Raw genomic sequence first — 12,736 nt, forward strand, 5'->3', positions numbered from 1 at the left:
CAGCATAATGCTAAATTGAATACAACAAGAAACACAGTCACAGAGGCAACAGCGCCATGGCAGACATCACAAACACCAGCCCCGTCCTTACCGGACCGGTGGCACGCGTACAAACAATGTTGCGCGCTTTTGGCACCCGCGTCGCCCAATACCGCGTGTACCGCGACACATTGCATGAACTGCAAATGTTGTCGGTCCGGGAATTGAATGACCTGGGCGTAAGCCAGTCCGAAATTCGTCGCGTCGCATACGAAGCGGCATACCACTAATAAGGAATCAGAAGGCTCTCTCCTCCTCCCTGAGTCTTCTGTGTCTTTGCGGCGGCATCTCTCCTCCTCCCTGATGTCGCCGCATTTTTACAACTGGGCCTGAACGCCCAACCAGAGATTTCCGCGCTCTCTCCTCCCATTGTGCGTGGAAATACCGGACCCAAGGCTCTCCTCCCATTGCCAAGGGTCCAAACATCGCCGGTGCTTCGTCTCCTCCCATTCTGAGGCGCTGGTAAATAAAGACGGCGGCACATCCTCCCGTGCCGCCGTTCTTTATTTCGGGGGTCTGAATTTCAGTGCCAAATTGCGACATCGGTCGCGAACGCCATGAGCGGCAATAATGCCCGCCCAGCGGTCTATTGCGCGGTGGGCGACTTCAGCAATTTTCCCAAAGTGTTCCAATTGCGCCCCGTCCCCGGTTGACCAATCAGCTTGTCCAGCCGCACCGGTGTCAATTTCGACATACCGACACCATCAACATAGTCGACAAACAGCCCGCGGCTGACCGGGACCAGCCGCTCTGGCCCCAGATCCCAATCAGCGACGCGCTGTCGTGCGGCATCATCCAACGCCCGTGCCGTGGCCACATACAGAACCCGCGCCGGTCGCGTGGTCGTTTCTGTCACAAATGGCGTTTCGGACATGATCTGACCCAGCTCCGCGCGGGTCATCACAACCACGGAGTTCCCCGGCAGCGACAGACCAAAACCGATCAAAACCTCTTCGATCAAGGCTTGCAAGGCATCGCCAGGGGTATCGCCGGGGGCATCAGAGCGAAACAGCAGGTTCCCCGTGGCCAGAACCGTGCGCACATCATCCAGGCCACGGGCCGAAACCGCGCCGCGCAAATCCGCCATCGACATCTTTTTATGGGTGACTGGCCCGATCGCCCAATCAATGCCACCCAATCCGCCATCAGAACGGCACATCGTCGGACCCGGTGACAATCTTGCGACCACCTTCTTGGTTCCGGCTTTTTCAAACTGAATTTCCAGCTTGTCACCCTCGATCCCGATCACGCTGCCATAGCCGAATTTCTGGTGAAACACCCGTTCGCCCACCGTATGGCTTGAGATTGCGGTGGCATCGATCACCGTATTCCGGGTTTCGCGCGGCTGCGACATCGGGCGTTGATTCTGCCGATCCTGCAAGCGTTTCCAACCCGGTGAATTATAGACATTCGCCTCGGCGACACGTGTTTCAATCCCAGAGCCATAGCTTTGCGCGCCCCTGCCGCCACCGCCCCCGCTATACAGGCCCGACGGGGTCAGGACATCGACATGTTCCTCTGGCAATTCGTCCACGAATCGCGACGGTAATTGCGATTGCCACTGGCCAAACACCCGCCGATTGGCGGCAAAGGAGATGGTACAAACCTCTTCGGCCCGCGTAATGCCGACATAGGCCAGCCTGCGTTCCTCTTCGAGGCCCTTGAGGCCGCTTTCATCCATGCTGCGCTGGGACGGGAAAAGCCCGTCTTCCCACCCCGGCAGAAAGACCGCCGGAAATTCCAGCCCCTTGGCCGCATGCAAGGTCATGATCGACACTTTTGCGTCGGCCTCTTCGCTTTCGTTGTCCATGATCAGACTGACATGTTCCAAAAACCCTTGCAGGTTTTCAAAGGCCTCAAGCGCCTTGACCAATTCCTTGAGGTTCTCCAGCCGCCCCGGCGCCTCTGGCGTCTTGTCGTTTTGCCAATGCGCGGTGTAGCCGCTTTCATCCAGAATGATCTGTGCCAATTCCACATGGCTCAGATCCTTGTCGCCGGTCATGCGCCCCCAGCGCGCCAAGCCGTCAATCAGCCCCGCCAAGGCGTTGCCGCCCTTGCCCTTGATCGCACCAGAATCAACGGCGATCCGGGCCCCGGCAACCAGTGGCACATTGTTTTCACGCGCCAGACGCTGAATGGTTTGCTGTGCCTTATCGCCCAGCCCCCGTTTCGGCGTATTCACAATACGCTCAAACGCCAAATCATCCTCGGGGCTGACCACTACCCGGAAATAGGCCATCGCATCGCGAATTTCCAAACGTTCGTAAAAGCGTGGGCCGCCAATGACCCGGTAAGGCAAACCTATGGTCAGAAACCGGTCTTCAAACGCGCGCATTTGATGGGATGCCCGCACCAGAATCGCCATGTCATCCAGGCTGAAACCACGCATGCCACGGGTGCCGCCCTGCATCGCCTCGATCTCTTCGCCGATCCAGCGCGCCTCTTCTTCGCCATCCCAATGGCCAATCAGACGCACCTTTTCGCCCGCCTCGGCCTCGGTCCACAATTCCTTGCCCAACCGGCCCTGATTGCCGGCAATCACCCCCCCAGCCGCCGCCAGAATATGCGGCGTCGAGCGATAGTTCTGCTCCAGCCGCACCACCGTGGCGCCGGGAAAATCCTTTTCAAACCGCAGGATATTGCCGACCTCGGCCCCGCGCCAGCCATAGATCGACTGATCATCATCGCCGACACAACAGATGTTCTTGTGCCCCCCCGCCAACAACCGCAGCCAGAGGTATTGGGCGACGTTGGTATCCTGATACTCGTCGACCAGAATGTATCGGAACCAGCGCTGATATTGCGCCAGAACGTCGTCATGTTTCTGAAAGATCGTGACGCAATGCAGCAGCAGATCGCCAAAATCGGTGGCGTTCAATTCCCGCAGCCGCAGTTGATACTGGGCGTAAAGCTCGACACCGCGATTGTTAAACGCCCCGGCCTCTGCCGCGGGGATATTTTCCGGTGTCCAGGCCCGGTTTTTCCAACCATCAATGATATGCGACAACTGGCGCGCGGCCAACGTTTGTCGTCGATGTTGGCAGCCGACAGAAGTTGCTTCAACAACCGGATCTGATCATCCGTATCCAGAATGGTAAAGTTGGATTTCAACCCCACCAGTTCCGCATGACGGCGCAACAATTTGACACCAATCGCGTGAAAGGTGCCCATCCACGGCAGCCCCTCGACCACCTGCCCCAGCAACCGTCCGACCCGCACTTTCATTTCGCGCGCCGCCTTGTTGGTAAAGGTCACCGCCAAAATTTCATTTGGCCGGGCCCGACCGGTGTTCAGCAAATGGGCAATCCGGGTGGTCAGCGCCTTGGTCTTGCCGGTCCCCGCGCCTGCAAGCATCAGGACCGGACCATCCAGTGCCTCAACCGCGGTGCGTTGCGCCGGGTTCAAGCCATCCAGATAGGGCGCGGGCCGCGCCGCCATGGCACGTTGCGACAGACTGGAGGCCGCTTCGAATGCATCAATATCGTCAAAATTGCTCATGGGGGCGAACATAGACACTTCGGCCGGCCCTGAAAAGCCTGTTCGCCTTCTGTTCACGTCGAATCCTGTTTCAAGGCAAGAGGGGGCTCTGCCCCCGCCCTTTGGGCCCCCCGGGATATTTTCAGTCAGATGAAAGCTCAGGCCCCAGTGTTCAAGACACCGAGGCGAGATGCATCAACGCTCAAGCAACCGGGGGCTTTCACCTGACGCGGTCATCGGCTTCCCAGCCTGTACCGCAGATCCAAATGTCGGCCGTTATGGTTAAGGAACCGTTTCATCTGACCGGAAATATCCCCGCCGGAGGCATGAACCTCTTTACGCCCGCCAGAAGTTCACGGTCAGGATGGCAAAGACCGCAAGCAATTCCAGTCGCCCGACCAGCATCCCCGCCGACAACAGCCATTTCGCGGTATCGTTCAAGGTGGCAAAATTGCCCGCCGGACCAATGACGGAACCAAGTCCGGGGCCGATGTTGCCGAGGGCCGTCGCAGCACCGGAAATCGACGTGACAAAGTCGAGGCCCGTCGCAGACAGAAGCACCGCCAAAACACCCAAAGACACCACGAAGAACATGAAAAACGACATCACCGAGCTGAGAACATCCTCCCCCACGGCGCGCCCTTCGAAACGTGTGGTGAAGATACCATTCGGTGAGCGGATGCGCTTCAACTGTACCCGGATCGAGGCAAACAGCAGCTGGTAGCGGAAGATTTTGACGGAACAGGCGGTGGATCCCGCGCAGCCCCCGATAAGCCCGATGAAGAAGAATAGGGAAATCATCAACGGGCCCCAGCCCATGTAATCGACACTTGCATAGCCGGTGCCCGATATGATCGACGAGATATTGAACAAGGCTTCGCGGAATGCCTGTTCCGGGTGATGCGGAAAGACCATCAACAGCACGGCGGTCGAAAACACGACCAGCACCGCGATGGTCAGCAAGAAGACCCGAACCTGGCTGTCGCGAAACAATGGCCGGGCAGATCCGTTGACCAGCTGCACGTACCGTACAAACGGCAAAGCGGCGAGGATCATGAACACCGAAGCGACATATTCCATCGGCCCGGTAAAGGCCCCAAAAGAGGCGTCATAGGTCGAAAAACCGCCTGTGGAAATCGTGGTCAACGCATGGACGGATGCATCAAACGGATCCATGCCAAACAGGATATACAGCAGCGCGCAGGCCAATGTCAGGCTGACGTAGATCACCGAGATCTGGCTGGCGATCTGCGTCGCGCGGGGCAGGATTTTGCCCATTGTGTCAAAGCTTTCGGCGCGAAAGATCTGCATGCCGCCGACCCGCAACTCCGGCAGGAAAACCATGGCAACCACAATGATGCCGATCCCGCCCAACCACTGCAGCAGCCCCCGCCACAACAACAGCCCCTTGGGCAGGGTATCCAATCCGGTGAAAACGGTAGAGCCGGTTGTCGTCAGCCCCGACATCGCCTCGAAAAATGCATCGACATAGCGTGCTTCTGTCGCGCCGATCATGAAGGGCAATGCGCCAAACACCGGCAGCGCCAACCAGACACCGGTGGTCAACAAAAACGTCTGTTGGATCGAAAGTCCCGACTTGACCCCATTGGAGCAGGCCAAAGCCATCAGGCCGCCGGACAATATTGTCACCACGCCGCTTTCGACAAAAACAGGCCAATGGCCCCGCCCCTCGGCCAGATCGACCAGGAAAGGCAGAAACATCGTGGCGCCAAGACAGGCCACCAACAATCCGATCACGTATCCGACGGGGCGAATATCAAACATGCGGCAAAGCGTTGGACCCCGCTTGCCGGGGTGTCAAGACAAGCAAACGAATGTAGCGCCCACTGTGGGAAAATGTCCCTAGATTTGGCTGCGATTTTGGGGCGATGCACGATCTGAACGCGCGGCGTTCGTCGTGGCGACGTGGCCGAAAAATGCGCGGCAATCGAAGCCGCGCATCGCAAGTGACAGACGACATTGATCGCCGACGGCCGCCGAGGCGCCTAGCCGACGTGAAACAGCGACGCGAAAAATCGCGGGTCAATGCTGGCACTTTCGAACGTCGGGCCAGAGGTCAGGACCGAAATCGCATCATGCGAATGCAGGCTTTCCTGATGACTGGCGGCCACCCGGAAATCGCCAACCCGCGAGTCCACCTGTAGCTCACCACAAAACAGTCGCGCCGCATCTTCGACAAAGATCGGATTTGCAGCGTTCAATTCTGCGAATGCCTGTTCGTCTTCGCGTTTGACCATCACCTGGGTTTCGGTCGGAACGGCCCGGCGGCACAGGTCAATAAGATCTTCGAACCAAAGGCATTTTTCGCCCTGCACCTTGACCGAAATGCGCGCGACCGATCGTTGGGAATGTGGCGTTGCCAATTGCCCCCGCTCGCGTCGCGCGTGTTCGCTCAACTCCAATGAACATGGACATGTCGAGGAATAGACGTAATCCAGATGGATGATCCGATGGCGCGCACCGTCCTGTTCGATCAACTCCAGCGCGATGTCGTAATATTGATATCCACTCAGCCCGGATCGCAGGCTGTCGCGGCGCATGGGAAAGGAAAACCGCATCTGGATGCGCGCGTCAAAGCTTTCCAGATCGGTTTTGTAATCATCCAGCGCGGCCTCCATGACCTCAAAGCTGAATGTCTTGTCCGCATGCTCATAAAACGACCGCATGATGCGGCTCATATTGATGCCTTTTTTGTCGGCCTCAAGACTTACCGAACCGGTGACCGAGGTTTCCAGATTGAGATCGCCCTGCCCCCGCGTGAGATAGCGGATCGGCAAACGAAAGTTGGAAATCCCGACATGCTGGATCGGTTCATTTGCACCGCGAATGAGCGATGCAGGGCCGTTCTGCAGATCTGGCAAGCTGGCCTTATAGGCCGCATCCACCGAAAAATCAGCGGGATAATCCCGATGCATTACCGGATAGGTCAGGTCCGATTGTCCGGTCCCGCTCGCATATCGCCGCAACAGGTCGAGCGCCGCCTCGGCCTCGTCCCGGCTGGGCAAGCGATTAATCTTTGGTGTCTGGACGTTCATGCACGACCCCTTTCAACGCGAGCAAGCGACAATGTAGGCGCTCTTGGCGCAAAATTCCATTGTCCGCCTAATAAAAGGTAAAGGGTGGCCACATCAGGTTAAAATATATCGTGCAAAATCATCCGTTTCCGGAAAATTTGACCTTAATCTATCCTGGAACGCGCCACAAATCCGCCCAAAAGGGATCTTAGAAGTTGAGGGCGGTTCTGGTAACGCGGGACGGTTCAGAATCCGAAGCGACCAACAGTGTCAGTGCTGCGGTGCCGCCAAGAACAGCCAATGCCGTGGTTTCATCTGCGGTTGCGACAAACGGCTCGGATTTCTCGGACAGGGCGCTGACCTGCTCGGCCAAAGCGGGCAAAACAACAGATGCAATGAACGCAGCAGAGAGCAGAAACTTGGTCATGAAAAGCCCGGTAATTTAATCTGCCTTCTTAATGCCGCGTTTGCATTGGTATTTCCAGCCCAAAATGCTGCACCTGCACAAAACAGGCGCAGCTTTGCCGTTTTGCTATCAGCCCGCCTGATCTGCTGATTTTTTAAGCGCTTGCTGAATGTCTGCCAGCAAATCGTCAGGGTCTTCCAACCCACAGCTGAACCGAATTAATCCAGGGGTGATTCCCAGCGTGGCCTTTTGATCGTCCGGCAACCGCTGGTGCGTGGTAAAGGCCGGTGGCGTGGCGATGGATTTTGCATCGCCGAGGTTGTTGGAAATGATCGCAATTTCCAAAGCATTGAGGAAGGCAAACGCCGCCTCGCGCCCGCCTTTGATCTCAAAACTGACCACCGTGCCGCCAGCCCCCAGCTGCCGCATGGCCAAGGCATGGTGCGGGTGGCTGGCCAGACCGGGATAGCTGACCCGATTGATGCGGTCGTCGGCCTCCAGCGCTTCGGCCAGTTTCAGCGCGGTCGCGGTCTGTGCCCGCACCCGCAAATCCATGGTTTCCAACCCCTTGAGCAGCACCCAGGCGTTGAACGGCGAAAGCGCACCGCCCGTGTGCTTCATGAAGGGTTCGATGGTTCCGCGGATCATGTCCCGCGTGCCAAGGATCACCCCGCCCAGCACCCGGCCCTGGCCATCCATATGTTTGGTGGCGGAATAGGTCACGATGTCCGCCCCTTGGGCGATGGCATCGGAATAGATCGGGGTGGAAAACACATTGTCCGACACCACCAACGCGCCGCCCGCATGCGCGATCTCGGCCACGGCCTCGATGTCGATGACTTCGAGCGTCGGGTTGCTCATGGATTCGAAGAAACAGATCTTGGTTTCCGGGCGCATCGCCGCGCGCCAGGCGTCCAGATCGGTGCCATCAACCAGGGTCAGGGTCACGCCGAATTTGGTCAGCACGTTTTCCAGCACGTAAAGACAAGAGCCAAACAGCGCCCGCGCCGCAACCACGTGATCGCCGGCCTTCAACAGCGCCAACAGCACGCCCTGCACCGCCGCCATGCCGCTGGCACAGGCAAACGCGTCTTCCGCCCCTTCCAGCAGGGCGATGCGTTCTTCGAACATCTTCACCGTGGGGTTGCCGTAGCGGGCATAGATGAATTCATCTGGGCAGGCCTCGATGAACCGGGCTTCGGCCTGTTCGGCGCTGTCGTAGACAAACCCCTGGGTCAGGAAAATCAATTCGCTGACTTCGTTGTATTGCGACCTGCGGATACCGCCATGCACAAGCTTGGTGCGGCTGTTCCAGCCTTTGGACTGCGTGTCGTCGTTCGTCATGTTCTTTCCTTCAAATACAAAAGCCCCCGAGCGCGGCCAAGCGAACGGGGGCTTTCGTCCTGACCTTTTAGCGGAATTGTTTAACGTGGCCCGCAATCCGGTAACAAATCGCCACGCGATCCTATTACGGTGTTGCGCCATTCGGGTCAAGACCGTCACGGTGCTGTAACCCAGCCTTCATTCCGGCGTCATAGCATTCCTTTATCGGCAGGCTACAAGATGTAGTGGAGGCACGCAGATGGCGCTTCTGAGGGTGAATGCATGTGGGGACAACCCCCAGCCGCATGGCGGCCCGGAAGGCCCATCGCTGGACTCCCTTCTGCGCACCGCACTGGAACGCCCCGGCCCCGTTGTCCTGATGTTGCATGGGTATCGCTATGGGCCCGGCCGGGCCGGACATTGCCCACATGATCTGTTGTATGCGATGCGCCCTACCGGCGGATCGAACCGCATTGTCAGCTGGCCGCGTCATCTGGGATTTGGCGTGGATCAACGTCAGGCGGGATTGGGTGAGGCGGGACTGGGTCAGGCCGGGCTGGGTCAGGCGGGGCTGGGTCAGGCGGGATTTGCGATTGCCTTTGGCTGGGACGGACGTGGCACCATTCGCCGCGCGTACCGCGAAGCCGCCCGCGCCGGGCGCGCAATGGCAAAGCTGGTGCGTCAGATCCGGGCCATTGATCGCAGCCGCGAGGTGCATGTGCTGGCGCATTCGCTGGGCGCGCGGGTGGCGCTTTGTGCGCTGCAACATCTGGGTCCAAAGGATCTGTCGCGGTTGATCCTGATGTCCGCCGCAGAATACCGAAGCACGGCGACCGCGGCGCTGGCCACCCCGGCCGGGCAAACGGCGCAGGTGGTGCATGTCACCAGCCGGGAAAACGATCTTTATGATTGTCTGCTGGAATGGTTGGTGCCCGCGCCGAGGCGCGGTGATCGCGCGCTTGGCACCATTTCCGCCGCAAACCTGCGCCCGGTGCTGTTGGACGATCCGGCGGCGCTGGCCGCATTGGCCCGCATCGGATACCGCATCGCGCCGCCATCCCGGTTGATTTGCCATTGGTCGCCCTATCTGCGCCCGGGCGTCTTTGCCCTGTATCGGGCGCTCCTGACCGGTACGTTGACACCCCAGGCGCTGGACCATTGTCTGCCGGTCAGCGAAGATCGCCGCTGGACCCGGATCTTGCCGCGCCGCATCGGCCTGCCCAGCCTGCCCTTCGCCTCAAAGGCGCCAACCTGACCCGCGACACGAACGTCGCACACCGTCGGATCAGGCCACAATACGCGCCAGCGCGTCAGTCTTCGCCAAGCTCCATATACTTTTGCAGCACCGCAAACTGCGACCAGATGAAGACAAACAGCAGAATCGGAAAGCCGAAGGTCTCGATCTTGACCCAGAGATCGGTGCTCATCGTGCGCCAGACGATTTCATTGGCCACCGCCAAGCCCAGAAACGCCAGACACAGCCGCCGGGTCAGGATCATCCAGCCTTCTTCCTGCATGTCGATGGCATCGGACAACACATAGGCCAGATAGGATTTCCCCCGCGCCAGGCCGATGCCCAACAGCAGCGCAAAGAAGCCATAAACCAGGGTGGTCTTCATCTTGAAGAAACGTTCATCATTGAACCAGGCGGTCAGCCCGCCAAAGAAAATCACCATGATCGCGGTAAAGACCTGCATGCGACTCAGCTCTCCGGTGAGATACCAAAGCGCGCCCATGGCGGCCAACATGATGGGCACAAACAACACCGTCGCCAGGATGAACCCGGAATATTCGGTGCCGCCAATCGTAAAGACATCTTCCTTCATCCAGAGGTACAGGCCAAAGAACGCCAACGGCGGGCCCAGTTCCAGCACCTGTTTCACCAATGGATTGATCTGCTTCTTGTCTGCCATAATGGCTTAGCCCCCTAGTTCCACGATCACGGCCCCGGCCGCAATCAACGTCATCAGCGCAATGCGGCGTGGTCCCACCGTTTCGCGCAATATCAACCAGCCGATCAAGGCCGCAAACACCGTCGAGGTTTCGCGCAAGACCGCCGCTTCGCCGACCTGCCCCAAACGGGTGGCCACCATGATCGAGCCAAAACTGCCAAAGGCCACCATGCCGCCAATCCAGCCGCGCAACATAAGCGGGGCCACCTTTGGCGTCACCGGCAATTTGCGCCAATGCAGGGCCGCCAGAATGGGCATGCCCAGACCGTCGATCATGAAAAACCACGCCAGAAAGGTGAACGGATCCGCCGTGGCGCGAATGCCATAGGCGTCATAGGTGGTATAAAGCGCAACAAACAATCCGGTGATCATCGCCAGCCCCAGCGCCAGCGGCAGGGTATCGCGCGCCGTTTCGAGGAACATCAGATTGTAGATCGCCAACCCGAAAATCCCCGCCAACAAGACCAGAACCCCGATCCATTGCGCGGCGGTAAATACCTCGCCGAACAGGACGCCAGCGCCAATCACCGTGAACAACGGCCCCATGCCGCGCACCACCGGATAGACAACCGTATAGGCACCCTTGCTATAGGCCATGGCCTGAAGGATTTTGTAGACCATGTGGATCAGGAAGGCGCCGAGGAAAATCAGCCACATATGCGGCTCTGGCCAGGGCACGACAAACAGCGCAAAGGGCGCCGGCCATCAGCCCGTAAGAGGCATCAATCGCCCCGCGGCTGAGCCAGGGGTCATGCTGCCCCTTTTGCAGCGCGCCAAACACCGCATGCAAAAACGCCGCCAGCACCGCCAGACCCAGCGCCAGTTGCTGGCCCATTTCGGTCCCTTCAAGGGAGATCAGCCAGGCGCTCATTCAGATCTCACGACAATGGGGGCGCTGCCCCCGACGCCTTTGGCGTCTCCCCCGGGATATTTTTGAACAGAAGAAGGACCGGCGCCCCGCATCCGCTCAGCGATCCAATCCGGTCAGGGCGGCGGCGAAATCTTCGGGATCGAAGGGCGCGAGGTCGTCGATCTTTTCGCCGACGCCAATGGCGTGGATCGGCAAGCCGAATTTGTCGGCCAGCGCCACCAGAACGCCGCCCTTGGCGGTGCCGTCGAGTTTGGTCATCACCAGGCCGGTGACATTGGCCAGTTCCTGAAAGGTTTTGACCTGCGACAATGCGTTTTGTCCGGTTGTGGCATCCAGCACCAACAGGGTGTTATGCGGCGCATCGGGGTCTTTCTTGCGGATTACCCGCACGATCTTGGACAGTTCTTCCATCAGATCCTTGCGGTTCTGCAGGCGACCGGCCGTGTCGATCAGCAAAAGATCCGCGCCATCCCGCGCGCCTGTTCCATGGCGTCAAAGGCCAGGCTGGCAGGATCGGAACCTTCGGGCGCGGTCAGGACCGGCACGCCAGCACGATCCCCCAGACCTGGAGCTGTTCGACGGCGGCAGCGCGAAAGGTATCGCCCGCCGCAATCACCACGTTTTTGCCTGCGGCGCGGAACTGGCTGGCGAGTTTGCCGATGGTTGTGGTCTTGCCCGACCCATTCACGCCCACCACCAGAACGACCTGGGGCTTTTTGGCATAAAGCGGCAGGGGTTTTGCCACCGGGTCCATCACCCGCGTGATTTCCTGTGCCAGCAGCTCCTTGATTTCCTGAACCGAGAGTTTGCGGCCAAACCGGCCTTCGGCCATATTGGCGGTCACGCGCAGCGCGGTATCGACGCCCATGTCCGATGCGATCAGCAGCTCTTCGAGCTGTTCCAGCATGTCATCATCAAGCGTCCGGCGCAGCACCTCGGGGGAACTGCCGCGCCCCAACATGCGCCCGATCAATCCGGGCTTGCGGTCAGCGGGGGCCTTGCGGTCAGCGGGGGCACTGGGCGTTGTGGCGGGGGTCGCGGCAGGGACCGGGATTTCCACCGGCGTCACGCTTTGCGGCACTTCGATTGGTGTCGCCATCGGAATTTCCGATTGGGTCTCTGACGGCAGTTCCTCTGGCGCTTTTTCCGGCAGCTCCTCTGGCGCGGCGCGCTCTGGGGCCGGTTCCGGGCTTGTTGGTTCGGGGCTTGTGGGTGCAGAGCTTGCCGGTGGTGGGCTTTCCGGTGTTGGGCTTGCCAGAGCGACGCCAGTTGCGCGCCCAGAGGTGTCGTTCGGCACCTCCGCCGAAACCTCTCCACCGTCGCCAACAATTGCCTCCAGCCCTTCGTCCAGCTTGGACGAGGATTTGAACAACCGATCTTTCAGCTTCCCGAATAACGACATGGGCAGGCATCTCCTTTGATCTTGACCTATAACTTTGTCGTCACAAGGAAAAGGGCCGGTTGACTTGAATCGCACGGCTGCCATGACTGATGCCATGTGGTCTCTTTGTCTGGGTCTTGTGTTATGTCTGCTTTTCGCGCCCCCCTTGCGCGCGGCCGAAGGTATGGCGGAAGGCCCGCACCATGACGCGGTGCGGACCTGCGACGCCTTGGCGGCCGCGGCGGAAACCAC

The 12,736-nt window shown here is 59.3% G+C and carries 8 protein-coding genes, 3 pseudogenes and 1 riboswitch; of the genes and pseudogenes, 2 read left to right on the forward strand and 9 right to left on the reverse strand.

Going from position 1 to position 12,736, the window contains the following annotated elements:
• Positions 1–56: 56 nt before the first annotated feature.
• Positions 57–269: a DUF1127 domain-containing protein gene (locus AC0L4F_RS09310; RefSeq protein WP_244687654.1), complete on the forward strand. Its 213-nt coding sequence runs from the start codon at positions 57–59 to the stop codon at positions 267–269.
• Positions 270–625: 356 nt separating this feature from the next.
• On the opposite strand, the gene AC0L4F_RS09315 is transcribed toward AC0L4F_RS09310, so the two are convergent.
• The 6 genes and pseudogenes from AC0L4F_RS09315 to metZ form a co-directional block, all read right to left on the reverse strand.
• Positions 626–1,198: a DUF1697 domain-containing protein gene (locus AC0L4F_RS09315; RefSeq protein WP_348524078.1), complete on the reverse strand. Its 573-nt coding sequence runs from the start codon at positions 1,196–1,198 to the stop codon at positions 626–628.
• Positions 1,185–3,537 (reverse strand): annotated as a pseudogene (locus AC0L4F_RS09320) (ATP-dependent helicase). The gene AC0L4F_RS09315 and the pseudogene AC0L4F_RS09320 overlap by 14 nt, the downstream one beginning before the upstream one ends.
• Positions 3,538–3,852: 315 nt before the next feature.
• Positions 3,853–5,301: a TrkH family potassium uptake protein gene (locus AC0L4F_RS09325; protein WP_244687656.1), complete on the reverse strand. Its 1,449-nt coding sequence runs from the start codon at positions 5,299–5,301 to the stop codon at positions 3,853–3,855.
• Positions 5,302–5,522: 221 nt separating this feature from the next.
• Entirely contained in the window at positions 5,523–6,572 is a 1,050-nt protein-coding gene (gene folE2, locus AC0L4F_RS09330) for a GTP cyclohydrolase FolE2 (RefSeq protein ID WP_244687658.1), read from the reverse strand.
• A gap of 187 nt (positions 6,573–6,759) precedes the next feature.
• Positions 6,760–6,978: a hypothetical protein gene (locus AC0L4F_RS09335; RefSeq protein ID WP_244687661.1), complete on the reverse strand. Its 219-nt coding sequence runs from the start codon at positions 6,976–6,978 to the stop codon at positions 6,760–6,762.
• A gap of 108 nt (positions 6,979–7,086) precedes the next feature.
• Positions 7,087–8,301, reverse strand: coding sequence for an O-succinylhomoserine sulfhydrylase (metZ, locus tag AC0L4F_RS09340; protein ID WP_244687663.1), 1,215 nt, complete (start codon positions 8,299–8,301; stop codon positions 7,087–7,089).
• Positions 8,302–8,348: 47 nt separating this feature from the next.
• A riboswitch (SAM riboswitch) is annotated at positions 8,349–8,426 on the reverse strand.
• A 113-nt stretch (positions 8,427–8,539) separates the two neighbouring features.
• On the opposite strand from metZ, the gene AC0L4F_RS09345 reads away from it, so the two are divergent.
• A complete protein-coding gene (locus tag AC0L4F_RS09345; protein WP_244687664.1) occupies positions 8,540–9,535 on the forward strand; it encodes an alpha/beta hydrolase in 996 nt (331 codons plus the stop codon).
• 55 nt (positions 9,536–9,590) lie between these two features.
• On the opposite strand, the gene AC0L4F_RS09350 is transcribed toward AC0L4F_RS09345, so the two are convergent.
• The 3 genes and pseudogenes from AC0L4F_RS09350 to ftsY all read right to left on the reverse strand — a co-directional run bounded on the left by AC0L4F_RS09350 (position 9,591) and on the right by ftsY (position 12,505).
• Positions 9,591–10,193 carry an inner membrane-spanning protein YciB gene (locus tag AC0L4F_RS09350; protein ID WP_244687665.1) on the reverse strand — a complete coding sequence of 201 codons (603 nt, stop codon included), beginning with the start codon at positions 10,191–10,193 and terminating at the stop codon, positions 9,591–9,593.
• Between the two features lie 6 nt (positions 10,194–10,199).
• Positions 10,200–11,103, reverse strand: a pseudogene (locus AC0L4F_RS09355) (DMT family transporter).
• Positions 11,104–11,199: 96 nt separating this feature from the next.
• Positions 11,200–12,505 (reverse strand): annotated as a pseudogene (gene ftsY / locus AC0L4F_RS09360) (signal recognition particle-docking protein FtsY).
• Positions 12,506–12,736: the final 231 nt, after the last annotated feature.

The organism is Marinovum sp. J2-8 (genome assembly GCF_055808435.1).

Coding starts and splice junctions, on each gene's coding strand:
- AC0L4F_RS09310 (WP_244687654.1), top strand. CDS start 57: ATGGCAGACATCACAAACACCAGCCCCGTCCTTACCGGACCGGTGGCA.
- AC0L4F_RS09315 (WP_348524078.1), bottom strand. CDS start 1,198: ATGTGCCGTTCTGATGGCGGATTGGGTGGCATTGATTGGGCGATCGGG.
- AC0L4F_RS09325 (WP_244687656.1), bottom strand. CDS start 5,301: ATGTTTGATATTCGCCCCGTCGGATACGTGATCGGATTGTTGGTGGCC.
- folE2 (WP_244687658.1), bottom strand. CDS start 6,572: ATGAACGTCCAGACACCAAAGATTAATCGCTTGCCCAGCCGGGACGAG.
- AC0L4F_RS09335 (WP_244687661.1), bottom strand. CDS start 6,978: ATGACCAAGTTTCTGCTCTCTGCTGCGTTCATTGCATCTGTTGTTTTG.
- metZ (WP_244687663.1), bottom strand. CDS start 8,301: ATGACGAACGACGACACGCAGTCCAAAGGCTGGAACAGCCGCACCAAG.
- AC0L4F_RS09345 (WP_244687664.1), top strand. CDS start 8,540: ATGGCGCTTCTGAGGGTGAATGCATGTGGGGACAACCCCCAGCCGCAT.
- AC0L4F_RS09350 (WP_244687665.1), bottom strand. CDS start 10,193: ATGGCAGACAAGAAGCAGATCAATCCATTGGTGAAACAGGTGCTGGAA.